Source organism: Cellulosimicrobium funkei (genome assembly GCF_900155925.1).
Classification (GTDB): domain Bacteria; phylum Actinomycetota; class Actinomycetes; order Actinomycetales; family Cellulomonadaceae; genus Cellulosimicrobium; species Cellulosimicrobium funkei.
Window position 1 is genome coordinate 1 of record NZ_FTMI01000001.1, and the last position, 25,346, is coordinate 25,346.

Below are 25,346 nucleotides of genomic sequence, written 5' to 3' on the forward strand. Positions count from 1 at the left end.
CGTCGGGGTCGGTGTCGTTGGCCAGCGCCGCGACCGAGACCGTGCGCCCCGGGCGCACCGTCACCTCGTCGTCCACCGCGACCGGCGACTGGTTGCTCTCGCCCGGCCGCGCGATCCCCACCCGCACGGTCCCGGTCGCCGTCGCCCCGCGGGCGTCCAGGACCGTGTACGTGAAGGTGTCGAGGCCCGTCGCGTTCTCGGAGGCCGCGTACTCGAGGAAGCCCTCGACGACGCTCGCCGAGCCCTTCGCGGGCGGCGCCGCCACCCCCGTCACCTGGACGGAGTCGCCGTCGGGGTCGATGCCGTCCAGCGGCACCGCGATGCGCACGCTGGACCCGGACAGCACCCGGGCCTCGATCTCGCGCGGCTGCGGCGGGGCGTTGTCCTCGCCGTCACGGATCCGGATCGTGACCTGGGCCGAGTCCTCCTGCCCGTTGACGTCCCGCACCCGGTAGATCGCGTACGCCGTGCCCGCCTCCGAGCCCGCCTTGAACCGCAGCGCGTCCTCCGACACGAACGCCTCGCCCAGCGCCGGGTCCACGTCCTGCTCCAGCTCGGGCTGCAGGAACAGCTCCAACCCGTCCGGGTGCGTGTCGTTCCTCAGCACCGGGACCGTCACCACGTCCCCCGCATGCACCGTCACCTCGTCCGCGACCGCGTTCGGCGGCTGCAGCCGCGTCGGCGCCGGCACCGGCACCACCCGCACCTCGCCCACGGCCGACTCCGTGCCGTTCGACACGGTGTAGGCGATGCTGACGGGGCCGTCGAGCCGCCGCAGCTCCGTGACGCGGAGCATCTGGTGCCCCAGGACGGCCACGGAGACGCCCGCGTCCGCCGGGACCGAGACCGACTGGACCACCAGGACGCCGCCCGCCGGGTCGGTGTCGTTGGCGAGCACGTCGACCAGGGTCGAGCCGCCGGTGGGCAGCAGGGCCGTGTCGGTGACGACGATCGGGGCGCCCTCGGCCGCGGACGGCGGCAGGACATCGACCCGCACCAGGCCCGTGGTCGCGTTCGGGCCGTCGGTCACCTGGTACGTCAGGTCGTAGGAGCGCGGCTCCATCGAGAGGAACGTGAACGTGCCCGCGTCGTAGTTCGGCGTGATCTGCGCCGGGGCCGACTCCGAGACCGACGCCAGGCGCAGCTCGTCCCCGTTCGGGTCGGTGTCGTTGCGCAACGGCTCCACCGTCACCGGCTGCCCCGCCGGCACCACCACGTGGTCGCTCACCGCGACCGGCGGCTGCGGACCGGGCACCACGTCGACCAGCAGCTTGCCCTCGAACACGCCGCCCTGACCGTCCGCCACGGTGACCCCGACGATCTTGCGGCCCGTCGAGCCGCCGCCGTCGCGCAGCTCGACCGTGCCGTCGGGGCGAGAGCGCACGTCGTCGCCCGCGACCGTCGCGGCCGCCGACGCGAGGTACAGGTCGTCGCCGTCCGGGTCCTTGAAGTACGGCAGCACCTTGATCGACGCCGTCCCGCCCTGCTCCACCCGGACCACGGGGTCGCCCGTCTGCTCCGGCGGGGCGTTCTCCCCCCACGGCGAGACGCGCAGCGACACCGAGGCCTCCGCGGTCCCCCCGCGGCCGTCGGACACGGAGTACTGGAAGGACCCGGTGCCCTCGGCGTCCTCGGGGACCACGGCCTGCAGCGCGGCGCCGCCCATGATGGCCTGCACGGTCGCGTTCGACGGCGAGTCCCCGACGAGCGACGCCGTCATCACGTCCCCGTCCGGGTCCACGTCGTTGCCCAGCACCGGCAGGATCGTCGTGCGCCCCGGACGCACCCCGAACGCGTCGTCCTTCGGCTGCGGCGGCCGGTTCGGCTGGGACCGGTCCGCGATGAACTGGTCCACCTGCTCCGGGTTCGTCAGCTCCGCGTCGGCCTCCTCACCCTCGGCCTCCTCCGGCATCTGGACGTCCCAGTCGTCGACCTTCTGGTACTCGTCCGCCGCCATCCACAACGTCCCCGCCGACAGGTCGTTGAGCACGATCACCTGCCGGTTCACCCGGTACTCCAGGCGAGCCTGCGGGTCGATCCCCTCCAGACGGGTGTCCAGGTCGCGGTCGGTGCCCTCGCAGTCACGGACCACCTGGCCGGTCGAGGCCCACGCCCCGTACGTGCACGACCCGAGCTGCACGGGCGCCGCCGGGCGGCCCTCAGCCGTGCGGCGGACCGCGTCGCCGCCGGCGAGCGGCTGCGTGACGAGACCGCGCGACGTCGCGACCACCACGTCGTCGGACGCCGCCGAGGGCTGCTGCAACCGCGCCTCCGCGCCGTCCTCGAGCGCCACGGTGCGGCCGCCGGGCAGCACGAGCCGCGACGCGGAGCGGTCCAGCACGACCGGCTCGTCGCCGACCGCGGTCACCTCGACCTCGGCACCCGACCCCACGGGCAGCGTGGTGGACGCGGGCTCCCCCGAGACCGCGCCGCGCGCCGTCGTGCGGACCGTCCAGAGCGTCCCGGTCGACGGGACCGCGACGAACACCGTGCCGTCCTGCGCGACGACGACGTCCCCGTCGCCCTCGACCTCGACCGTCGGGTCGAGCTCCTCGGCGTCGAACGAGGTGGCACCGTCGAACGGCAGGACCCACAGCAGGCCCTCCTCGCCGTCGAGGATCGCGGTCGTCGCGCCCCCGGAGGCGACCTGCGCCCCGGCCGGCAGGCGGATCTGCCCGGTGAGCTTGAGGTGGGCGACGTCCACGGGGGACGACGTGCTCGTCCCCTGGTCGTCGAGGAGGACGCGGCCCGCGTCCTGCTGCACGTCGAACGACGCGCTGCCCGCGTTGAGCGTGCCGTCCATCGCCTGGGACTCGTAGTTGAACCGCCCCACCAGGCCGGCCGACGTCTTCGTCACCCACACGCCCGAGTCGTTGAGGTCCACGTCCGCCGTGGCCTCGCCCTCGGTGAACAGCGCGAGTCCCACCAGCGCCGTGGAGAACACCGAGACGGTGCTCACGGACGCGACGGTACGGCGGTGCTCACGCAGGCGCGCCAGGAAACCCACAAGTCCTCCGAGGTGCCGGATCGGGAGGCGACCGGTCCCCTTCGCCGGCCCCCTCGATCTCGCACTTGCCAGGCGGCCCCACCGATCGCGCAACCGAGGATAACGGGAGGGCGAGTGAGATCCGACACCCGTCCCATGGGGAGAACTCCCCTCTCGGTCCGCGCGCCCCGGGCCCACCGGCGCGGACCGCCGTCGGGTGTACCGCTACCGGCCGGGCTGGACGGGTGTCCCGGGCAACCGGCCCGGGCACCGGGACGCCCTCGCGCCCACGACACCCGCGACCGGAAAGTTCACCCTCTCGGCGCGTCAGGCGGCGCGGTCCGCCAGGGCCTCCGCGAAGGACCGCAGCGCGTCGCTCACCGGCCCGGGGGGCAGCGTGTCGAGCTCGTCGACGGCGGAGCGAGCCCACCGGACGGCGAGGGCGCGCGTCTCGGCGAGCACCTCGTGCCGGCGCAGCGCCGCGACGGCCGCCGCGAGCGCGGCGTCGTCGGTCAGGTCGGAGTCGAGCAGCTCGACGAGCGCCGCGTCGTCCTCCGTCGCGGTCCCCTGCGCGATGCGCGCGCGCAGCAGGAGGACCGGCATCGTGGGGACCTTCTCGCGCAGGTCGGTGCCCGGGGTCTTGCCCGACTCGTCGCCGGAGGACGCGAGGTCCAGGACGTCGTCGGCGAGCTGGAAGGCGACCCCCAGCCGCTCGCCGTAGGCCGCGACCGTCTCGACGACGTCGGCCGGGCAGCCGGCGAACATCGCGCCGAGCCGCGCGGACGTCGACAGGAGCGATGCCGTCTTGTCCGCGAGAACCTCCAGGTAGTGCTCGACGGGGTCGTCGCCCTCGCCCGGCCCCGTGGTCTCGTGGAGCTGGCCGAGGCAGAGCCGCTCGAACGTCCGCGCCTGGATGAGCACGGCCTCCGGGCCGAGCGCCGCCACGGTCGACGCGGCGCGCGCGAAGAGCAGGTCGCCGACCATGATCGCGACGGAGTTGCCCCACACCGCGTGCGCGGACGGCGCACCGCGCCGCACGGGCGCGGAGTCCATGACGTCGTCGTGGTAGAGCGACGCGAGGTGCGTGAGCTCGACGACCACGGCCGCCTCCGCGACCTCGGGCCGCGTCCCGTCCCCGAGCTCGGCCGCGAGCAGCGTGAGCAGGGGGCGCAGGCGCTTGCCCCCGGCGTTGACGAGGTGCCGCGACGCCGAGTCCGCGAGCGGGTCGGCGTGCGCGACGGCGGCCCGGAGCCGGGTCTCGACCTCCGCCAGGCGCTCGGTGAGGGCGGCCGCGAGCTCGGGGTCCGAGATCGGGATCGCGGTGGTCGTCACGGGAGCGGTCCGCTCGCGCGGGCCGCGGGGCCCGGCGGGCGCGGAGGGGACGGGAGGCACGGAGGTCACGGGACGAACTTAACCGCCTCGGCCGCCAGATCGAGAACCGGGGAGGGGAACACACCGAGGAGGAGCACCCCGATCGCGCACACGGCGATCGCCACGGTCGTCGGTCCGGTCGACCGCACGACGGTCACGCCGGTGCCCTCGGAGGCCTCCGCGCCGCCGCCCACGCCGCCGGACGGTGCCGTGAAGAACATCAGCACGATGAGGCGGACGTAGAAGAACACCGCCACGGCCGAGGCGAGCACACCGACCACCGCGAGCACCCACGTGGACCCGCCGCCCTGGCCGTCGGGGCCGGCGATCGCCGCGCCGAACGCGGTGAACTTCGCCACGAACCCGGCGGTCAGCGGGATGCCCGCCATGGAGAGCAGGAAGAGCGAGAAGACGCCGGCGAGCCACGGGCTGCGGCGCCCCAGACCCGCCCACTGGGCGAGGTGGGTGGCCTCGCCGAGCACGGCGACGGGCTCCCGGGACGAGTCGTCCGTGACGTTGTCCGCCGCGTCCGAGCCGTCGGCTCCCCCGGCGCCCGCCCCGACGGTCACGGGCACCCGCTCCCGGACGGGGGCCGTCTCGCGGACGAGCGTGACGACCGCGAAGGCGCCGACCGTCGCGAGGCCGTAGACGAGGAGGTAGAACACCGTCGCCCGCAGCGAGAGCTGGGAGAACCCCAGGACGCCGACGAGGATGAACCCCGCGTGGGCGATCGACGAGTACGCGAGGAGCCGCTTGACGTCCGTCTGGACGGCACCGACGACGGTCCCGACGACCATGGTGAGCAGCGTGACGATCCACAGCGCGACGAACAGGTCCTCGCGCGTGGCCGGCGACGACTGCGCCAGACCGAGGCTCACGACGTACAGCACGCGCAGGAGCGCGCCGAACGCCGCGGCCTTGGTGCACGCCGCCATGAAGCCGGTGATCGGCGTCGGGGCCCCCTGGTAGACGTCGGGCGTCCACGAGTGGAACGGCGCGGCGCCGATCTTGAACAGCAGTCCCGCGAGGACGAGCAGGGCACCGACGACGACCAGCCCGGGCATGCTCGCGAGCGGGCCTTCGGGCGTCGCGAGCGACCGGTACACCTCGACGAGGTCCACCGAGCCGGCGAACCCGTAGACGAGGGCGACGCCGAACACGAACAGCGCGGACGCGAACGCGCCGAGCAGGAAGTACTTGAACGACGCCTCCTGCGACAGCAGGCGGCGACGCCGGGACATCGCGGACAGCACGTACAGCGGGAGCGAGAGCACCTCGAGCGCGACGAACATCACGAGCAGGTTCCCCGTGGCGGGGAAGATCATCATGCCGCCGACGGCGAACAGCACGAGCGGGTAGACCTCGGTCTGCTCCAGCCCCTTGCGCCGCGTGAGGTCCTCGTACGGCGAGCCGGGGACGGCGGCCGCGGACGGCGCGAACGCGTCCTGGCCGGTCGACGTCCGGTCGGCGATCACGAGGATCGCCAGGAACGCGAGCAGCACGACGATCCCCTGGATCGCGAGCCCGAAGGGGTCGATGACCATCGACCCGCCGAGCACCCGCACGCCGTAGGCGGCGCCGTCGGTGCCCTGGACGGCGGGGTCGCGCCACAGCACGACGACGAGCGCGAGCGCCGCGGCGGTCGCGAGCAGGGCCAGGACGACCTGCACCGTGCGCCGGACGCGCGCCGGGACGAACGCCTCGACGAGCACGCCGACGACGCCGGCGCCGAGCACGACGAGGACCGGGGCGAGGTACAGCCAGTCGACCGTGGGGGCCACGAAGGAGTCGTTCACGACTCGCTCCCTTCGTCGGAGCTACGAGTGACGGACGTGCCGTGGCTCGAGGAGGCGACCTGCTCGGTCCCCGCGGCGAACGGGTCGGAGCGCGGCGGGTCCTCGACGCCCGCGACCGCGAGGTCGGAGAGCGTCACCTCGGCGGGCTCGCGCACGAGGTCGAGCGCGGGCGCCGGGTAGAACCCGAGGACGAGGAGGGCGACGAGCAGCGGCGCGACGACCCACTTCTCGCGCGCGCCCAGGTCGGGGAGCCGGTCGAGCCCCTCGCGCGTGGCGCCCGTGAAGATCCGCTGGTAGGTCAGCAGCACGTAGAGGGCGGCGAGCACGACGCCGAGCACCGCGACGAGCGCGGCCCACGGGCTGCGCGCGAACGTCCCGACGAGGACCATGATCTCGCTGACGAACGTCGACAGGCCGGGCAGCGACAGCGCGGACAGGCCCGCCACGAGGAACGTGCCCGCGAGCACCGGGACGACCTTCTGCAGGCCGCCGTAGTCCGCGATGCGCTGCGAGCGCTCGGGGTGCCGCGCGACGAGGAAGCCCGCCAGGAGGAACAGCGCCCCGGTCGAGATCCCGTGGTTGACCATGTAGAGCGACGAGCCGGACACGCTGAGCGACGTGAACGCGAAGATGCCGAGCACGATGAACCCGAAGTGCGACACCGACGTGTAGGCGATGAGCCGCATGAGGTCGCTCTGCCCGATCGCCATGAGCGCGCCGTACAGGATCGAGACCACGGCGAGCACGACGACGACGGGCGCCGCCCACCTGCTCGCGTTCGGGAACAGCGGCAGGCACAGCGTGAGCATCCCGAACGTGCCCACCTTGTCCAGGACGCCGACGAGCAGCGTGGACGTGCCTGCGGGCGCGTGCTGCGCGGCGTCGGGCAGCCAGGTGTGCACGGGGAAGAGCGGCGCCTTGATGGCGAACGCGAGGAAGAAGCCGAGGAACAGCAGCCGCTCGATCGTGACCGGCATCGGGTTCTCCGCGAAGTACCCGACGAGGTTCGTCGTGAGGAAAGCGTCCTCGGGCCGCGCGCCCGTGGCCGGGTCGATCGGCACCTGGACGTAGAGCGCGATGACGGCCGCGAGCATGATCAGGCCGCCCGCGAGCGAGAACAGCAGGAACTTCACCGCGGCGTAGCGCCGCCGCGCCCCGACGCCGAACCCGCCGATCATGAAGTAGACCGGGATGAGCATGGCCTCGAACAGCACGTAGAAGAGGAACACGTCGCGCGCGACGAACACCGCGACCATGAACGCCTCGAGGAGCAGCACGAGCGCGAGGTAGTGGCGCAGGCGGCGGACGTCGCCGTCCTGCTCCTTCCACGCGGCGAGCACGACGAGCGGGACCAGCAGCACCGACAGCGCGACGAGCGCGAGCGCGACGCCGTCGGCGCCGACCGCGTAGCTCGCCCCGATCTGCGGGATCCAGCGGTACGTCTCGGCGAGCTGGTGGGTGCCGGCCCCGGACGTGTCGAACGCCGTGAACGCGCCGACGAGCAGGCCGAGCTCGACGAGCGCCGCGCAGAGCGCGATGCCGCGCACGGCACGCAGCGCGCCCGCGCCGACGCCGCGCGTGCGGGCCGCGGCCGTGAACCACACCGCCGCGGCACCCACCAGGGGCCAGGCGATGAGCAGGGACAACCAGGGGACGGAGGTGGTCATGGGTGTCTCCCTCTCAGCTCGCGGAGCCGGTGGTCAGGGCGAGGACGACGGCGACGACGACCACGAGGCCGCCGAGCATCGTCGCGCCGTACGAGCGCACGTAGCCGTTCTGCCACCCGCGGAGCCACTCCCCCACCTTGCCGACGAGGCCCGCCAGGCCCATCCAGCCGCCGTCGACCATCTCCTTGTCGGCATAGACGAGCGAGCGCGTGAGGTACTGGCCGGGACGCATGAACACCGTCTCGTTGACGTCGTCCTGGTACAGGTCGCGGCGGGCCGCGCGCGTGAGCACGGAGCCGCGCGGGGCGCGGACCGGGACGCTCGACATCGCGTACTGGCGCCACGCGAGGGCCGCGCCCGCGAGGACGAGCAGGAGCGTCAGGGCGATGAGCGACCAGACGGGCAGCACGGGCTCGTGGTGCTCGGCGTGCCCCGTGACGGGCTCGAGCCACGTGACGAAGCGCGAGCCCGCGGCGAGGATGCCGCCCAGGGCCACCGACCCGACGGCGAGGACGATCATCGGCCACGTCATGAGGCGCGGGGACTCGTGCGGGTGCTGGACGGGACCGTCCTGCGGGCCGAGGCCGTCCACGGAGCCGCTGCCGTCGTTCCAGCGGCGGCGACCGGAGAACGTCATGAAGAACAGGCGCGACATGTAGAACGCGGTGATGCCCGCGCCGAGCAGCGCCACGCCGCCGAAGACCCACGCCCGCCACGGCTCGCCGTCGACGGGGACGAACGCGGCCTCGATGATCTTGTCCTTGCTCCAGAAGCCCGAGAACGGCGGGATCCCGAGGATCGCGAGCCAGCCCATCATGAAGGTGATCCACGTGACCTTCATGTACCGCGCGAGGCCGCCGAACCGGCGCATGTCGACCTGGTCGTCCATGCCGTGCATGACGGACCCCGCGCCGAGGAACATCCCGGCCTTGAAGAAGCCGTGCGTCACGAGGTGGAAGATCGCGAACGCGTAGCCGATCGGGCCGAGCCCGGCGGCGAGGATCATGTAGCCGATCTGCGACATGGTCGACGCGGCGAGCGCCTTCTTGATGTCGTCCTTCGCGCAGCCGACGATCGCCCCGAAGAGCAGCGTCACCGCACCCACGACCACCACGACGAGCTGCGCCGTCGGCGCGCCCTCGAAGATCGGCGCGGACCGCACGACGAGGTAGACGCCCGCCGTGACCATGGTCGCGGCGTGGATGAGCGCGGAGACCGGCGTCGGGCCGGCCATCGCGTCCCCGAGCCACGCCTGGAGCGGGAACTGCGCCGACTTGCCGCAGGCCGCGAGCAGGAGCGCGAGGCCCGTCGCCGTGAGCAGCGCGGTCGAGGCCTCCGGCACGCGGGCGAACACCGTGCTGAAGTCGAGCGCGCCGAACGTCGCGAACATGAGCATCATCGCGACGATGAGGCCGATGTCGCCCACGCGGTTCATGACGAACGCCTTCTTCGCCGCGACCGCGTACGCCCGGTTGTGGTTCCAGAACCCGATGAGCAGGTACGACGCGAGGCCCACGCCCTCCCAGCCGACGAACAGCAGGAGGAACGAGTCGGCGAGGACGAGGACGAGCATCGCCGCGATGAACAGGTTGAGGTACGCGAAGAACCGGCGCCGGTCGCGGTCGTGCGCCATGTAGGCGACCGCGTAGACGTGGATGAGCGTCCCGACGAACGTCACGAGGAGCACGAAGGTCAGGGACAGCGGGTCGATCCGCAGCCCGACGGCGAGGTCGAGCCCGCCGGACGCGATCCAGTCGAACAGCCGGTAGTCCACGACGCGCTCGTCGACCGGGAGGCCGAGCATCGACACGAAGAGGACCAGGCCCACGACGAACGCCGCGGCGGACATGAGCACGCCGAACCAGGCGCCCCAGCGGTCGCTGCGGCGGCCCGCGAGCAGCAGGACCGCCGCTCCGACGAGCGGGAGCAGCACGAGCAGCGGTGCGGCGAGGAACGCGCCCGGGACCGTCTCGGTCGCGGGCACGACGTCGGTCGCGGTCAGCAGTCCGCCCGCCGACGGCAGGGCGGGAAGGAGCATCGTCATCGGTGCCGGCCCCTCAGCTCTTGAGCAGGTTGACGTCGTCGACCGAGGCGGACCGACGGGTGCGGAAGATGGACACGATGATCGCGAGGCCGACGACGACCTCCGCCGCCGCGACCACCATGACGAAGAACGCGAGGACCTGGCCGGTCACGTCGCCGTGGATGCGGGCGAACGTGACGAACGCGAGGTTGGTCGCGTTGAGCATGAGCTCGATGCCCATGAACACGATGATCGCGTTGCGGCGCAGCAGGACCGTCGCCGCGCCGATCGCGAAGAGGATCGCGGCCAGCACGAGGTAGTGGGTGAGCTCCATCAGTCCTCTCCTCCCGGGGTCGCGCCGGGCACGCGGGACCGGCCCGGGTCGTCGGGACCCCCGACGTCGCCGGCGGGCGGCTCGCCCTCGGGCTGCTCGGCCGTCGCGGCCTGCACCACGCGCTCGTTCGCGTCCTGGGCCCGCAGCGCGGGCAGGGCGCGGTGCGGCTCGTGCTCGACGAGCACGTCGCGCTCCGCCTCGAGGATCGTGCCGGCCGAGCGCTCCTGGCCACGGATCCGCAGGATGCGGGACACCGACTCCTCGATGGGCCGCCCCTGCGGGTCGAGGGCCGGCGTGTCCATCGCGTTGTTCTGCGCGTAGACGCCGGGCGCGGCGAGCGGCGTGAGCCGGCCGCCCGAGGGCAGGGCCGCGACCTTCGCGTCCGCCTGCTCGCGCTGGCCGACCTTCGGGGTGAGGCGGCGCCGGTGCGTGAGCACGAGCGCCGAGACCGCGGCGGTGATGAGCAGGACGCCCACGACCTCCATCGCGAACACGTAGTCCGCGAAGAGCACGCGCGCGAGCGCCGTCGGGTTCGTCACCGCGTTCGCGGCCTCGAGACCGACCGCGGGCGGGAACGCCGCCTGCGAGACGACGCCGACGAGCACGGCCCCGAGCCCGAGCCCGAGCAGCACGCCGATCCAGCGCTGGCCGCGGATCGTCTCGACGAGCGAGTCCGACGCGTCGACGCCGACGAGCATGAGCACGAAGAGGAACAGCATCATCACGGCGCCCGTGTAGACGACCACCTGGACGACGCCGAGGAACGGCGCCTCCTGCGCGATGTAGAGGATCGCGAGGTCGACCATGACGAACATGACCGCGATGGCGGCGTGCACCGCCTTGCGCGCGAAGAGCAGCGAGAGCGCCGCGAGCACCATGAGGGGGGCGAGGACCCAGAAGAGGACCGCCTCGCCGCCGCCCCCGATCACCGCGCGCCCTTCCGGGCCGACGGACGGGCGGACCGCCCGGACGGCTGCGTGACCCGCCGGACCTCCGGCTCGCGGCCCGCAGGCTCCGGCGGGAGCGTCGGGTCGTCCGGCCTGTGCTCGCGCACCCACTCCACCTGCTCGGCCACCGGGCCGCTCACCTCTCCGCGGTAGTACTCGGTGTCCGACGTCCCGGGCACCATCGGGTGCGGCGCGGCGAGCATGCCCTCGCGCAGCGGCGCGAGCAGGTCCTGCTTCTCCCAGATCATGCCCTCGCGCGTCGGCCCGGCGAGCTCGTACTCGTTGGTCATCGTCAGCGCGCGCGTCGGGCACGCCTCGATGCACAGCCCGCAGAAGATGCAGCGCAGGTAGTTGATCTGGTAGACGCGGCCGTACCGCTCGCCGGGCGACATGTGGCCGCCGTCGGGCAGGTCGGCGTTGTCCGCGCCCTCGACGTAGATCGCGTCCGCGGGGCACGCCCACGCGCACAGCTCGCACCCGATGCACTTCTCGAGCCCGTCGGGGTACCGGTTGAGCTGGTGCCGGCCGTGGTAGCGCGGCTTGGGCGGCACCTTCTGGCGCGGGTACTGCTCCGTCACGGTCGGCCGGAACATCGAGGAGAAGGTCACGCCGAACCCGGCGACGGGCGCGACGAGCTCGCGAAAGCCCTTCGCCTGCGGGCGGCGGACCTCGTACTCGCCCGGCCGGTCCGGCTTCTGGTCGTCAGCCACGGTCGACCTCCTTGTCGTGCGGTGTGTCGCGGGGAGCACCGGCACCCGGTGCGGACGTCCTGGCCGCGCCCGCGTCGTCGGGCACGAGGGCCCGACGGCGCGGCGAGGGCGGGAGCGACTGGCCGGGCAGCGGCGGGACGGGGAAGCCGCCGGCGAACGCGTCGAACGGCTCGGGCGCGGTGCCCGCGGCGCGCGGAGCGGCGCCGGGTGGCGCCTTCTTCTCGGGCCAGAACCACGCCGCCGCGACGATCACGACCCCGAGGCCCACGGCGACGCCGACGACCACGCCTAGCTCGACGTCGAGGAATTGGCGCACGGCCTGGACCAGGGCCAGCAGGACCAGCCACGCCAGTGCGGCCGGGATGAGCCGCTTCCACCCGAACGACATGAACTGGTCGTAGCGCAGGCGCAGCAGCGTGCCGCGCACCCACACGAAGAAGAACATGACGGCCCAGACCTTGACGAGGAACCAGAGGATGGGCCACCAGCCCTCGTTGAACATCCCGTCGTTGATCGCCGAGAGCGGCCACGGGGCCCGCCACCCGCCGAGGAACAGCGTCGTCGCGACCGCGGAGACGTTGAGCATGTTGATGTACTCCGCGAGGAAGAACCACGCGAACTTCATCGACGAGTACTCGGTCATGTACCCCGACACCAGCTCGCCCTCGGCCTCGGGGAGGTCGAACGGGAGGCGGTTCGTCTCGCCGACCATGGAGATCACGTAGATGACGAACGCCGGCAGGAGCGGGAGGAACCACCACAGCTGCGTCTGCGAGTCGACGATGCGCGAGGTCGACATCGACCCCGCCATGAGGAAGACGGAGACGAGCGAGAGGCCCATCGCGAGCTCGTAGCTGATGACCTGGGCCGTCGAGCGGACCGACCCGAGCAGCGGGTACGTCGAGCCGGACGACCAGCCGCCGAGCACGATCCCGTACACGCCGAGCGACGCGCACGCGAGGATGTAGAGCGTCGCGACCGGGAAGTCCGTGAGCTGGGCGGGCGTCACGTAGTCCGTGAACGGGATCTGCACCTCGGGCCCGAACGGGATCACCGCGAACACGAGGAGCGCGCAGAACACGGAGATCATCGGCGCGAGCAGGTAGACGAACTTGTCGGCCGCCTTGACGGTGATGTCCTCCTTGAGCAGGAGCTTCATCGCGTCCGCGAGCGACTGCAGCAGGCCGAACGGGCCGTGCCAGTTCGGGCCGGGCCGCACCTGCATGCGGGCGACGACCTTGCGCTCGAACCAGATCGCGAAGAGCACGCTCGTCAGCAGGAAGACGAGGATGAGGACGGCCTTGACGAGGTACGTCCAGCCGTTGTCCTGCGAGAAGTTCGCCGTGATGCCGGGCACCGCCGGCGTCTCGGTGGCCAGCGCGTGGAGCGCGTGCAGGCCGCTCATGCGCCCTCCCCTCCGTCGGTGGTCCCCGGCTCGAGCCGGACGAGGTCGCCCGGCACCGCGCCGAGCGTGGCGTGCACGGACGACCCCGGCGAGCGCAGCGGCAGCCACACCACGTGGTCGACCATGTCGGTCACCACCACGGGGAGCGTGACCGCGCCCCGGTCGGTGACGACGCGCACGAGCTCGCCGTCGAACACGTCGACCGCGGCGGCCGTGGCCGCCGACAGGCGGGCCACGGGGCGCTTGGCCGTGCCGGCGAGGTACCGCTCGCCGTCCTGGCCGCGCGCGTCGTCGAGCAGGAGGCGCCAGCTCGCGAGGACCGCGGTCCCCGGCGCGACGGCGGGCGGCTCGGTCGCGTCGACCGTGGGCGCCGCGGCGCGCACGCCGTCCCAGGCGCCGTCGCCCACGAGCTGCTCGAGCTCGGCGCGCACGGCCTCGAGCGTCGACAGGCCGAGCGGGGCGCCGGCGACGTCCGCGAGCGCGTCGAGCACGCGGTGGTCGGGCATCGCGGTCGAGGCGAGCGCGGCCGGGAACGGGCGCACGCGCCCCTCCCAGCTGACGAACGCCCCGGCCCGCTCCACGGGCGGCGCGACCGGGAGGACGACGTCGGCGAGCTCCGTCACCGCCGAGCGCCGCACCTCGAGCGAGACGACGACGTCCGCCGCCTCGAGCGCGCGGCGCGCGTGCGCCGGGTCGGGCAGGTCGTCGAGCTCGAGCCCGCCCACGAGGACGCCCGCGAGCTGGCCGACCGAGAGCGCGTCGAGCATCTCCCCCAGGTCGCGGCCCGGGGCCGTGGGCAGCCCCGCGGGGTGGTCCTCGGTCGTCGCCGCGCCCCACACGGTCGCGACGTCCACGCGGGCCGCGGCGTCGGCGACCGGGCGTCCGCCCGGCAGGAGGTTGGGCAGCGTGCCCGCCTCGACGCCGCCGCGCTCGCCCGCTCGGCGCGGGACCCAGGCGAGGCGTGCGCCCGTCGCGGTGACCGCGCGCAGCAGCGCGCTGTACCCGCCGGGCGTCGTGGCGAGCCGCTCGCCCACGAGGACGACCGCCCCCGGCTGGCGGAGCGCGTCGCTCGCGTCGGCGAGGACGTCGTCGGTGCCGCTCGCCTCGTCGAGCGTGCGGACCCGGTCGCCCGCGGCGATGCCGTCGAGCCACTCGGCCTCGGTGCCCGGGGCGGCGGGGAGCAGCGTGCCGTGCATGCGCTGCACGCCGCGCGACGCGAACGGCGCCACGGAGAACACGCGGACCCGGTGCCGCAGCGCGCCCTTGCGCAGGCGCAGGAACGCGACGCCCGCCTCCTCCTCGGCCTCGAGGCCGACGAGCAGGACCGCGGGGGCCTTCTCGAGGTCGGGGAAGGTCACGCCGAGACCCGTGCCGGCCACGGCGTGCGCGAGGAAGTCCGCCTCCTCCGCGCTGTGCGCGCGGGCCCGGTGGTCGACGTCGTTCGTGCGCAGCCACGTGCGCGCGAGCTTGGCGTACGCGTAGGCGTCCTCGACCGTGAGCCGCCCGCCCGGCAGGACGCCGACCCCGCCCGCGTCGCGGGCCCGGGTCAGGGCGTCGGCCGCGACCTCGAGCGCCTCGGCCCACGAGGCCGGGCGCAGCTCGCCGCGCGTGACCGTGCCGTCGGGCGCGACCTCGCGGTCGCGCACGAGCGGGTGCGTGAGGCGGTCCGGCGCGGACTGCCACGTGAAGGCGAAGCGGTCCCGGTCGGTGATCCACTCCTCGTTGACCAGCGGGTCCTGGCCCGCGAGGCGGCGCAGCACGACACCCCGGCGGTGGTCGACGCGGATCGCCGACCCGGACGAGTCGTGCTCGGCGACCGACGGCGTCGAGACCAGGTCGAACGGGCGCGACCGGAAGCGGTAGGCCGCCCCCGTGAGCGCGCCGACCGGGCAGATCTGCACCGTGTTGCCGGAGAAGTACGACGCGAACGGGAGGCCCGCCTCGTCCTCCAGGGCCAGACCCACCGGGCGGTCGCCCGGCGCCTCGCCCGCGGGCGGCGCGAAGTCGAGCACGGCCTCGTCGAACCGGCCGATCTGCTGCGCTGCGCCGCGCTTCTGCAGGTCGATGAACGCGTCTCCCGCGATCTCCTGGGAGAAGCGCGTGCACCGCTGGCACAGGACGCAGCGCTCGCGGTCGAGCAGGATCGTCGTCGAGACGGCGATCGGCTTGGGGAACGTGCGCTTGACGTCGACGAACCGGCTGGTCGCGCGCCCGTTGCTCATGGCCTGGTTCTGCAGGGGGCACTCGCCGCCCTTGTCGCACACCGGGCAGTCGAGCGGGTGGTTGATGAGCAGCAGCTCCATGATCCCGTGCTGCGCCTTGTCGGCGACCGGGCTCGTGCGCTGGGTCTTCACCACCATGCCCGGCGTCGCCTCGAGCGTGCACGACGCCTGCGGCTTCGGCATGGGCCGCACGTTGCCCTCGCGGTCGGGCGCCGCGACCTCGACGAGGCACTGGCGGCACGCCCCGGCGGGCTCGAGCAGCGGATGGTCGCAGAACCGCGGGATCTGGATCCCGATCTGCTCGGCCGCGCGGATCACGAGCGTGCCCTTGGGCACCGACATCTCGATGTCGTCGATCGTGAACGTCACCTGGTCCGCGGGGGCCGGGGGCTTGGCCGCGCCGCCCGAGGGCGCGACGGCCGAGGAGCCGGTGCCCGGGGCGGGGGTCGTGGTCGTCATCAGTGCACTCCTGCCGTCAGGACGCGGGCCGGGCGGGGCGTGTAGTCGAAGAGCGCCGAGGCCGCCGGGTCGAACGGGCAGCGGTGCTCCGTGATGTGCGCCTCGTACTCGTCGCGGAACAGCGCGATGCTGCTCGTGACGGGCGACGTGGCGCCGTCACCGAGCGCGCAGAACGCGCGGCCCAGGATGTTGTCGCACGTGTCGAGGAGCAGGTCGAGGTCGGCCTCCGTGCCCTGGCCCGCCTCGATGCGCGCCAGGACCTGCTTCATCCAGTACGTGCCCTCGCGGCACGGCGTGCACTTGCCGCACGACTCGTGCGCGTAGAAGTCGGTCCACCGGCTCACGGCCCGCACGACGCACGTCGTCTCGTCGAAGAGCTGGAGCGCGCGCGTGCCGAGCATCGAGCCCGCCGCCGCGACCGACTCGTAGTCGAGCGGGGTGTCGAGGTGCGCGTCGGTGAACAGCGGCGTCGACGAGCCGCCCGGCGTCCAGAACTTCAGCGCCTTGCCCCCGCGCATCCCGCCCGCGAGGTCGAGCAGCTCGCGCAGCGTCGTGCCGAGCGGGGCCTCGTACTGCCCCGGCCGCGTCACGTGCCCGGAGAGCGAGAACAGGCCGACGCCGGCCGAGCGCTCCGTGCCCATCGAGGTGAACCAGTCCGCGCCGCGCGCGACGATCGACGGCACGCTCGCGATCGACTCGACGTTGTTGACGACCGTCGGGCGCGCGTACAGGCCCGCGACCGCGGGGAACGGCGGCTTGAGCCGCGGCTGCCCGCGGCGGCCCTCGAGCGAGTCGAGCAGCGCCGTCTCCTCGCCGCAGATGTACGCGCCGGCCCCGGCGTGGACCGTGACGTCGAGGTCGAAGCCCGACCCGAGCACGTCCTTGCCGAGGTAGCCCGCCTCGTACGCCTCCTCGACCGCGCGCAGCAGGCGGCGGTACACGTGCAGCACCTCGCCGCGCACGTAGATGAAGGCGTGCCGGCACCCGATCGCGTACGACGTGATCGCGACGCCCTCGACGAGCGTCTGCGGGCTCGCGAGCATGAGCGGGATGTCCTTGCACGTGCCCGGCTCGGACTCGTCCGCGTTGACGACGAGGTAGCGCGGGCCGCCGTCGGGCGCGGGCAGGAAGCCCCACTTCATGCCTGTGGGGAACCCGGCGCCGCCACGGCCGCGCAGGCCGGACGCCTTGACGGTCGCGACGACGTCGCCCGGGTCCTGCCCGAGCGCGGCGCGCAGGCCCGCGTAGCCGCCGCGGTCCAGGTAGGACGCGAGCGCCCAGGACCGGTCCGCGTCCCACGTGTCCGACAGGACCGGGGTCAGCGGGTCCGGCGCCGGGCGCGTCTCGGTGCTCTGCTGCTCGCTCATGCGTCCGCTCCCTTCGACGGGTCGGGCTTCGTGCCGGGCGACTCGGCCTTGCCGCCGGGGTCGACGTCGGCGTCGGTCGTCGGCTTCCGCTCGGCGCTCGACTGCGCCTCGCCGGCGTCGGGCGCACCGCCGGCGGGGGCGCCGCCGTCGGGGGCCGCCTCGGCGTCCGTCTCGCCGGCCGGGGCGGTCCAGCCGTGCTCGCGCGCGAGCCGCAGGCCGGCGAGGGTGGGCTCGCCCGCGCCGACGCCCTCGTCGGCGCGGCCGTCGGGGAAGCCGGCGAGCACGCGGCTCATCTGCTTGAACGTGCACACGCTCGCCGCGCCGCGCGTCGGGGCGACGGGCTCGCCGGCGCGGAGCCGGTCCACGACGTCCGTCGCGCTGCCCGGGGTCTGGTTGTCGAAGAACTCCCAGTTGACCATCATCACGGGCGCGTAGTCGCAGGCCGCGTTGCACTCCACGCGCTCGAGCGTGATCGCGCCGTCCTCGGTGGTCTCGTCGTGCCCGACGCCGAGGTGGTCCGACAGCTCGTCGAAGATCGCGTCGCCGCCCATGATCGCGCAGAGCGTGTTCGTGCAGACGCCCACGGTGTAGGTGCCGTTGGGGTGGCGCTTGTACTGCGTGTAGAACGTCGCGACGGCGGAGACCTCCGCCGCGGTGAGCCCGAGCTGCTCCGCGCAGAACAGGATGCCGTCGCGCGAGACGTACCCGTCCTCGGACTGCACGAGGTGCAGCATCGGCAGGAGCGCGGAGCGGGACTCCGGGTAGCGCGCGACGATCTGCGCGGCGTCGGCGGCGAGGCGCGCCGTCGTCTCCGCGTCGTACCCGGGGCGGGCACGCCCGGCGGGCGTCCCGTCCGTCGCAGGTCCGGCGTCGATGGTCATCGGTCCACCCCTCCCAGCACCGGGTCCAGGGACGCGACCGCGACCACGACGTCGGCCACCTGGCCGCCCTCGCACATCGCCGCCACGGCCTGGAGGTTGTTGAACGACGGGTCGCGGAAGTGCGCCCGGTAGGGGCGCGTGCCGCCGTCGGACACGAGGTGCACCCCGAGCTCGCCGCGCGGGTGCTCCACGGTCTGCCACGCCTGCCCCACGGGGACCCGGAAGCCCTCGGTGACGAGCTTGAAGTGGTGGATCAGGGCCTCCATCGAGGAGCCCATGATCTCCTTGATGTGCTCGAGCGAGTTGCCCTGGCCGTCGCTCCCGATCGCGAGCTGCGCGGGCCACGCGATCTTGCGGTCGCCGACCATGACGGGCTGGCCCGCCGTCGCCTCGAGGCGGTCCAGGCACTGCGCGACGATGTGCAGCGACTGGTAGCACTCCTCGAGCCGCAGCACGACGCGGTCGTAGCAGTCGGCGCCCGTCGCGGTCGGGACGTCGAAGTCGTACGTCTCGTAGCCGCAGTACGGGTCGGCCTTGCGCACGTCGTACGGGTGGCCCGTCGAGCGCAGCACCGGGCCGGTGACGCCGAGCGCCATGCAGCCCGCGAGGTTGAGGTGCCCGACCCCGACGAGGCGCCCCTTGAAGATGGGGTTGGCGAGCATGAGGTCGCCGAGCTGGCCGAGGTAGCGGCGCACGAGCGGGTCCGCCCGGCGCACCTGCTCGACGAGGTCCGGCGGCACGTCCTGCGCGACGCCGCCCGGGCGGACGTACGCGTGGTTCATGCGCAGCCCCGTGACCGCCTCGAAGATCCGCAGGATCTCCTCGCGCGCGGTGAACGCGATGGTCATGACGGTCGTCGCGCCCATCTCGTTGCCGCCCGTGCCGAGGCACACGAGGTGGGACGCGATGCGGTTGAGCTCCATCATCAGCACGCGGATGACGCTCGCCCGTTCGGGCACGTCGTCCGTGATGCCGAGGAGCTTCTCGACCGCGAGGCAGTACGCCGTCTCCTGGAACAGCGGCGCGAGGTAGTCCATGCGGGTGCAGAACGTGACGCCCTGCGTCCACGTCCGGAACTCCATGTTCTTCTCGATGCCCGTGTGCAGGTAGCCGATGCCGCAACGCGCCTCGGTGACCGTCTCGCCGTCGATCTCGAGCATGAGGCGCAGCACGCCGTGCGTCGACGGGTGCTGCGGACCCATGTTGACGACGATGCGCTCCTCGCCGAGCGCGGCGGCCGCGACGGCGCTCTCCGCGATCTCGGCCCAGTCGCCGCCGGACGCCTCGAAGCTCGGGACGCCGGGGTCGAAGTCGCCGACGGGCGGACGGGTGGCGTGCGGGGCGCCGCCGGGGGCACCGGTGGTGTGCGTGCTCACGAGTACGACCTCCTCGTGTCGGGCGGGGGCACGGTCGCGCCCTTGTACTCGACGGGGATCCCGCCGAGCGGGTAGTCCTTGCGCTGCGGGTGGCCCGGCCAGTCGTCGGGCATCTCGATGCGCGCGAGCGACGGGTGGCCGTCGAAGACGATGCCGAAGAAGTCCCACGTCTCGCGCTCGTGCCAGTCGTTCGTCGGGTAGACGGACGTCGTGGTCGGCACGTGCGGGTCCGCGTCGGGCACCGACACCTCGAGCCGCAGCCGCCGGCCGTGGGTGATCGAGGTGAGGTGGTAGACGGCGTGCAGCTCGCGGCCGACGTCGTGCGGGAAGTGCACGCCGCTCACGCCCAGGCTCAGCTCGAAGCGCAGGTCCTGGTCGTCGCGCAGCGCCCGGCACACCTCGACGAGGTGGTCGCGGTGCACGTGCAGCGTGAGCTCGGCGTGCGCGCCGGGCGGGTCGACGACGACGCGCTCGACCGCGGCGTCGAACCGGACGCCGGACGTCTCGAGCACCTCCGCGAGGACGTCCACGACCTCGTCGAACCAGCCGCCGTACGGACGGGCGCTCGCGCCCGGCATCGCGACGGGCTGCACCAGGCCGCCGTAGCCGGACGTGTCGCCCGAGCCGTGGACGCCGAACATGCCCTCGCGGACCTCGACGACCTCGAGCGTGCGGGGCGACCCGGCACCGGTCACGAGGTCGGCCGACCGGGGGCCGTTCACCTCCTCCGGCTGCGGCACCGGCGTGCCGGCGCCGCTCTTCTCGTCCGTCACCGCAGCAGCCCCTTCATCTGGAACGTGGGCGTCGCCTCGAGCGCCGCCGCCTCGGCGGCGCGCGCCGCCTCCTTGCGGTTCACGCCGAGCGGCTCGTGCTGGATCTGGTCGTGCAGCGCGAGGATCGCGTTGATGAGCATCTCCGGCCGCGGCGGGCAGCCGGGCAGGTAGATGTCCACCGGGACGACGTGGTCGACGCCCTGGACGATCGCGTAGTTGTTGAACATGCCGCCGCTCGACGCGCACACGCCCATTGACAGGACCCACTTGGGCTCGCTCATCTGGTCGTAGACCTGCCGCACGACCGGCGCCATCTTCTGGCTCACGCGCCCGGCCACGATCATGAGGTCCGCCTGGCGCGGCGACGCGCGGAAGACCTCCATGCCGAAGCGCGACAGGTCGAACCGCGACGCGCCCGCCGCCATCATCTCGATGGCGCAGCACGCGAGGCCGAAGGTCACGGGCCACAGCGACGCCTTGCGCAGGTACCCCGCGAGGTCCTCGATCGTGGTGAGCAAGAAGCCCGAGGGAGCTTCCTCGATCCCCATGGTGTCTCTCCTAGTTCTCTCGCCGGTGCCCGCCGGGGCCCCCGCTGGGTGCCACCGTCAGTCCCACTCGAGGCCGCCGCGGCGCCACTCGTAGACGAACGGGACGGTGATGAGCGCGAGGAACGCGAGCATCGCCACCAGCCCGAACGTCGCGAGCGTCGCGAAGTCGACGGCCCACGGGTAGAGGAAGACGACCTCGATGTCGAAGACGATGAACGTCATCGCGACGAGGTAGTACTTGATCGGGAAGCGCCCGCCGCCGACGGCGTGGGGCGTGGGCTCGATGCCGCACTCGTAGGCGTCGAGCTTGGCGCGGTTGTACCGCTTGGGGCCGATGACCGCGCTCGCGGCGACGCCGCCGAGCGCCAGCACGGCGGCCACGCCCATGAGGACGAGCAGCGGGACGTACGGGTTGGTCATCGTCGACTCCTCGAGTGGGGGCTCGGGACGGGTCTCCCCGGACGACGTCGTCCGGGTCCGCGGTCAGGTGGTGCGAGTGCCGGCGCTGCGCGGTGCGCGGGTGCCGGCCCACCTCGTGGGCTCATGACGATGGCACCACCCTGGTCAGCCCGGCGATGACGCGATCGACCCAGTCGCCGCCGCGGGGCTCGTAGCAGTCCGACAGGAGCTTGAGCACGAACCGCATGACGACCGGGCGCGGGAGCCCGTAGCGCGTGCAGATCCGCATGATCTCGGGGTGCTCGATGAGCTTCACGAAGTACCGGCCGAGCGTGTAGTAGCCGCCGAGATCGCGCCGCATGAGGCGCGGGTACGTCTGCAGCGCGCGCTCGCGACCGCCGTCGGTGAGCCGCGCGCGCGACTGGGCGACGACGTCGGCCGCCGCCCGCCCGGCCTGCATCGCGTAGGCGATGCCCTCGCCGTTGAAGGGGCTGACCATGCCGCCCGAGTCCCCGACGAGCAGCACGCCGCGCGTGTACAGCGGCGTGCGGTTGAAGCCCATGGGCAGCGCCGCGCCGCGCACCGGGGCGAGCCGGTTCTCCTCCGTGAACTCCCACTCGGCGGGCGCGTTGCGCATCCAGGTGGCGAACAGGTCCTTGTAGTCGACGTTCGCCGCGGACTGCCGCGCGGGCGTCGAGCTCACCGAGCCGAGGCCGACGTTCGCCGTGCCGTCGCCGAGCGAGAAGATCCAGCCGTACCCCGGCAGGAGGTTCGACTCGCGCGGCGTGCCCTCCCACAGCTCGAGGTGGGACTCCATCCACGGGTCGTCGTGGCGGGGCGTGCGGAAGTAGGTCCGGACGGCGACGCCGATCGGGCGGTCCTCGCGCCGCGCGAGGCCGAGGGCGAGCGCGAAGCGGGACGAGACGCCGTCGGCCGCGATGACGACGGGCGCCCGGTAGGTGACCTCGTCCCCGGCGCGCCGGCCCTTCTCGTCGACGGGGCGTGCCGTGACGCCGACGACGCGGCCCGTGCGCTCGTCGAGGACGGGGCCGGTGACGGCGGTGCGCTCGAGCAGCTTGGCGCCGGTGCGCTGCGCGTGCTCGGCGAGCGTGCGGTCGAACGAGTGGCGCGCGCGGGCCATGCCGTAGCTGGGGTAGGACGCGAGGTCCGGCCACGCGAGCTCCCACGAGCGGCCGCTCGCGACGACGCGCAGCCCGCGGTTGCGGATCCAGCCGTCCTCGGCGCGCGTGGGGACGCCCATGCGCACGAGCTCGGCGACCGCGCGCGGCGTCAGGCCGTCGCCGCAGATCTTGTCGCGCGGGAACGCCGACTTCTCGAGGAGGAGGACGCTCAGGCCCGCGGCGGCGCAGTAGTGGGCGGCCGCGGAGCCGGCCGGGCCGGCGCCCACGACGATCACGTCGGCGTCGTCGAGCCTCGCGCCCACCGTGCTCACCTCGCCGTCCCGTCGTCTCGGTCCTCGTGCGGTGCTCCACCGTGACCCGGCTCGGGACACGATGCACCCACAGTCCTTGTGAAGTCGGTCACAATGGACACCGCCACTCTAGTCACTCCGGACGGGAGATGTGTAGCAAGGCGACCCTTCCCTGGGAGATCCTGTGACGAAGGTCCTGGCACCCGGCGACGACCGGCCCTGGGGACGAGGACTCGCGGGCAAGGGGGCCGGCGCCGCGATGGCCTAGCCTCCCGCGCGTCCGCGCCCGCCCGGAGCACCGTCGCCCCAGGTCAGGGACGCGCACGCGCGCCGACGCAGCAGCACGCCGCCGGGGTCGACGACGAGGCCCCGCGCAGCACGCGCGGGGCCTCGTCCTGGTGTGGCGTCAGGCCGGGCGCACGCCCCGGTGCAGCGCGACGATCCCGCCGGAGAGGTTGCGGTAGGCGACCTTCTCCCAGCCCGCGCGCAGCAGGAGACGACCCAGGCCCTGCTGGTCCGGCCACGCGGCGATCGACTCGGCGAGGTACTCGTACGACCCGCCCTCGCGCGTCACCGCCGAGGCGATGCGCGGCAGCGCCTGGACCAGGTACTCCTGATACAGGACGCGGAACGGCGCCCACGTGGGGGTCGAGAACTCGCAGATCACCACGCGCCCGCCCGGCCGCACGACGCGCAGCATCTCGCGCAGCGCCCCCTCGGTGTCGACGACGTTGCGCAGCCCGAACGAGATGGTCACCGCGTCGAACGTGCCGTCCGCGAACGGGAGCCGCGTCGCGTCCCCGGCGACGAACGGGAGGTCCGGGCGGCGCTCCTTGCCGACCTGGAGCATGCCGATGGAGAAGTCGCACGGGACGACGCGCACGCCGTCGTCGGCGAACGGCTCCGAGGACGTGCCCGTTCCGGCCGCCAGGTCCAGGACCTTCTCGCCCGGCAGCGCACCGACCGCGCGGACCGTCGCCCGGCGCCACGCGCGGTCCTGCCCGAGCGACAGGATGTCGTTGGTCAGGTCGTACCGGGAGGCGATCCCGTCGAACATCGACGCGACCTCGGAGGGCTTCTTGTCCAGGTTGGCACGGGGCATGGCGCCCATGCTTCCACGTCCCCGCGCCCGGGTCGCACCGCCGCGGCTTACGCTGGGAGGCGATGAGCGCAGAACCGTCGGCCACGGCCGCACAGCCCCACCCGCTGGTCGTGAGGACCACCCGGATCCCCGACCTGCCCGGCGGTCTCGACGCCCTCGTCGACCTCCTGCCGGACACGCGGCCCCTCGCGTGGGTGCGCCGCGGCGACGGGATCGTCGGCTGGGGCGAGGCTCTGCGGCTCGAGACGTGGGGCCCCGGCCGGTTCGCCGACGCCGAGGCCGCGTGGCACGAGACGCTCGCGCGCGCGGTCGTGCGCGACGAGGTGGGCCTGCCCGGCACGGGCCCCGTCGCGTTCGGCTCGTTCGCGTTCGACGACTCCGCGCCGGGCGACGACGCGCACGACCCGGTGCGGGCCGGCGGGGTCCTCGTCGTGCCGCGCGTCGTCGTCGGGCGACGTGACGGCCACGCGTGGCTCACGACGGTCGACACCGCCGGCTCCCTGTCCTCCTCCCCCACGGACGCCCTGCGCCGCACGCCGCGCGAGCCCGTGCGCGCGCCGGGCGAGGTGGCCTGGCACGACGGCGCGCTCGGCGCCGACGACTGGGCCGCCGTCGTCGCGGAGGGCGTCGAGCGCATCCGCTCGGGCGCGCTGGAGAAGGTGGTGCTCGCGCGCGACGTCGTCGCCCACACGAGCGAGCCCGTGGACCCGCGCTGGCTGCTCGCGCGCCTCGCCTCCGCCTACGAGGCGTGCTGGACGTTCTCGGTCGACGGACTCGTCGGCGCGACCCCCGAGCTGCTCGTCCGCAGCGAGAAGGGCCTCGTGACCTCCCGCGTGCTCGCCGGCACGATCCGGCGCGGCGGCCTGTCCGACGACGAGGCGCTCCTGCGGGCCGCACAGCTCGCCCGGTCGTCGAAGGACCTGGAGGAGCACGAGTACGCCGTCCGGTCCGTCGCGCAGGCGCTCGCCCCCTTCTGCTCGTCCATGAACGTCCCCGACTCCCCGTTCGTGCTGCACCTGCCGAACGTCATGCACCTCGCGTCCGACGTGACGGCCGTCCTCGCACGCGGCGCGAGCGCGCCCGGGACGTCGGGCGGCGCCGCGGCCGGGCCGACGAGCCTGGCGCTCGCGGCGGCGCTGCACCCCTCCGCGGCGGTGTGCGGCACGCCGACGGTCGTCGCGCGCGACCTCATCCGCGAGATCGAGGGCATGGACCGCGGACGGTACGCCGGCCCGGTCGGGTGGCTGGGCGCCGACGGCGACGGCGAGTGGGGCATCGCGCTGCGCTCGGCCGAGCTGTCGGGCACCGACCCGCGCTCCGTGCGGCTCTTCGCCGGGTGCGGGATCGTCGCGGCGTCCGACCCGGCGGCCGAGGTCGCCGAGTCCGAGGCGAAGCTCGAGCCGATGCGCTACGCGCTCGGCGACGCCTGACGCTCCACCGCCCCGCGCCCGCACCCCGTCGGAAGGCCCCCGACGAGAGACCCCCGGACGACGACGAGCGGCCGGCACGGAGTTCCGTGCCGGCCGCTCGGTGCGGTGGGCCGCCGAG

19 protein-coding genes are annotated in these 25,346 nt (G+C 73.7%); 1 reads left to right on the plus strand and 18 read right to left on the minus strand.

Annotated features, from left to right (window positions below):
- The 18 genes from BXA05_RS00005 to BXA05_RS00090 all read right to left on the minus strand — a co-directional run.
- Nucleotides 1-2,959 (minus strand): Ig-like domain-containing protein (locus BXA05_RS00005; RefSeq protein WP_244550349.1); only part of this gene is annotated, 2,959 nt, incomplete at its 3' end.
- A gap of 354 nt (nucleotides 2,960-3,313) precedes the next feature.
- The gene (locus BXA05_RS00010; protein ID WP_034652106.1) at nucleotides 3,314-4,318 is read right to left on the minus strand and encodes a polyprenyl synthetase family protein; all 1,005 of its coding nucleotides are present in this window, start codon (nucleotides 4,316-4,318) and stop codon (nucleotides 3,314-3,316) included.
- A gap of 65 nt (nucleotides 4,319-4,383) precedes the next feature.
- A complete protein-coding gene (gene nuoN, locus BXA05_RS00015) occupies nucleotides 4,384-6,153 on the minus strand; it encodes an NADH-quinone oxidoreductase subunit NuoN (RefSeq protein WP_076403178.1) in 1,770 nt (589 codons plus the stop codon).
- Nucleotides 6,150-7,820, minus strand: a complete 1,671-nt coding sequence (locus tag BXA05_RS00020; RefSeq protein ID WP_076403181.1) for an NADH-quinone oxidoreductase subunit M — start codon at nucleotides 7,818-7,820, stop codon at nucleotides 6,150-6,152. The genes nuoN and BXA05_RS00020 overlap by 4 nt, the downstream gene beginning before the upstream one ends.
- A gap of 13 nt (nucleotides 7,821-7,833) precedes the next feature.
- Entirely contained in the window at nucleotides 7,834-9,864 is a 2,031-nt protein-coding gene (gene nuoL, locus BXA05_RS00025) for an NADH-quinone oxidoreductase subunit L (protein ID WP_083711178.1), read from the minus strand.
- A gap of 13 nt (nucleotides 9,865-9,877) precedes the next feature.
- Nucleotides 9,878-10,177, minus strand: a complete 300-nt coding sequence (nuoK, locus tag BXA05_RS00030; protein ID WP_021482715.1) for an NADH-quinone oxidoreductase subunit NuoK — start codon at nucleotides 10,175-10,177, stop codon at nucleotides 9,878-9,880.
- A complete protein-coding gene (locus tag BXA05_RS00035) occupies nucleotides 10,177-11,055 on the minus strand; it encodes an NADH-quinone oxidoreductase subunit J (RefSeq protein ID WP_081895801.1) in 879 nt (292 codons plus the stop codon). The genes nuoK and BXA05_RS00035 overlap by 1 nt, the downstream gene beginning before the upstream one ends.
- A 47-nt stretch (nucleotides 11,056-11,102) precedes the next feature.
- Nucleotides 11,103-11,834: an NADH-quinone oxidoreductase subunit NuoI gene (gene nuoI, locus BXA05_RS00040; protein WP_076403183.1), complete on the minus strand. Its 732-nt coding sequence runs from the start codon at nucleotides 11,832-11,834 to the stop codon at nucleotides 11,103-11,105.
- Entirely contained in the window at nucleotides 11,827-13,239 is a 1,413-nt protein-coding gene (nuoH, locus tag BXA05_RS00045) for an NADH-quinone oxidoreductase subunit NuoH (protein ID WP_076403185.1), read from the minus strand. The genes nuoI and nuoH overlap by 8 nt, the downstream gene beginning before the upstream one ends.
- On the minus strand, nucleotides 13,236-15,920 hold the full coding sequence (locus BXA05_RS00050; RefSeq protein ID WP_076403187.1) for an NADH-quinone oxidoreductase subunit G: 2,685 nt from the start codon (nucleotides 15,918-15,920) through the stop codon (nucleotides 13,236-13,238). The genes nuoH and BXA05_RS00050 overlap by 4 nt, the downstream gene beginning before the upstream one ends.
- The gene (nuoF, locus tag BXA05_RS00055) at nucleotides 15,920-17,287 is read right to left on the minus strand and encodes an NADH-quinone oxidoreductase subunit NuoF (protein ID WP_076403190.1); all 1,368 of its coding nucleotides are present in this window, start codon (nucleotides 17,285-17,287) and stop codon (nucleotides 15,920-15,922) included. Before nuoF ends, BXA05_RS00050 begins: the two co-directional genes overlap by 1 nt.
- Nucleotides 17,284-18,168, minus strand: a complete 885-nt coding sequence (nuoE, locus tag BXA05_RS00060) for an NADH-quinone oxidoreductase subunit NuoE (RefSeq protein WP_076403192.1) — start codon at nucleotides 18,166-18,168, stop codon at nucleotides 17,284-17,286. The genes nuoF and nuoE overlap by 4 nt, the downstream gene beginning before the upstream one ends.
- Nucleotides 18,165-19,544: an NADH-quinone oxidoreductase subunit D gene (locus BXA05_RS00065; RefSeq protein WP_021481792.1), complete on the minus strand. Its 1,380-nt coding sequence runs from the start codon at nucleotides 19,542-19,544 to the stop codon at nucleotides 18,165-18,167. Before BXA05_RS00065 ends, nuoE begins: the two co-directional genes overlap by 4 nt.
- Entirely contained in the window at nucleotides 19,541-20,266 is a 726-nt protein-coding gene (locus BXA05_RS00070; protein ID WP_076404018.1) for an NADH-quinone oxidoreductase subunit C, read from the minus strand. Before BXA05_RS00070 ends, BXA05_RS00065 begins: the two co-directional genes overlap by 4 nt.
- A gap of 47 nt (nucleotides 20,267-20,313) precedes the next feature.
- Nucleotides 20,314-20,865 carry a NuoB/complex I 20 kDa subunit family protein gene (locus BXA05_RS00075; protein WP_021481794.1) on the minus strand — a complete coding sequence of 184 codons (552 nt, stop codon included), beginning with the start codon at nucleotides 20,863-20,865 and terminating at the stop codon, nucleotides 20,314-20,316.
- Nucleotides 20,866-20,922: 57 nt separating this feature from the next.
- Complete coding sequence (locus BXA05_RS00080; protein ID WP_021481795.1) at nucleotides 20,923-21,285, minus strand: NADH-quinone oxidoreductase subunit A; 363 nt, start codon at nucleotides 21,283-21,285, stop codon at nucleotides 20,923-20,925.
- 121 nt (nucleotides 21,286-21,406) lie between these two features.
- The gene (locus BXA05_RS00085; RefSeq protein ID WP_244550350.1) at nucleotides 21,407-22,708 is read right to left on the minus strand and encodes a geranylgeranyl reductase family protein; all 1,302 of its coding nucleotides are present in this window, start codon (nucleotides 22,706-22,708) and stop codon (nucleotides 21,407-21,409) included.
- A gap of 394 nt (nucleotides 22,709-23,102) precedes the next feature.
- Nucleotides 23,103-23,798 (minus strand): demethylmenaquinone methyltransferase, encoded by a 696-nt coding sequence (locus BXA05_RS00090; RefSeq protein ID WP_043653744.1) that lies wholly within the window; start codon nucleotides 23,796-23,798, stop codon nucleotides 23,103-23,105.
- Nucleotides 23,799-23,860: 62 nt separating this feature from the next.
- Here BXA05_RS00090 and BXA05_RS00095 point away from each other — a divergent pair, with 62 nt between their 5' ends.
- A complete protein-coding gene (locus BXA05_RS00095) occupies nucleotides 23,861-25,228 on the plus strand; it encodes an isochorismate synthase (RefSeq protein WP_076403197.1) in 1,368 nt (455 codons plus the stop codon).
- Nucleotides 25,229-25,346 lie beyond the last annotated feature (118 nt).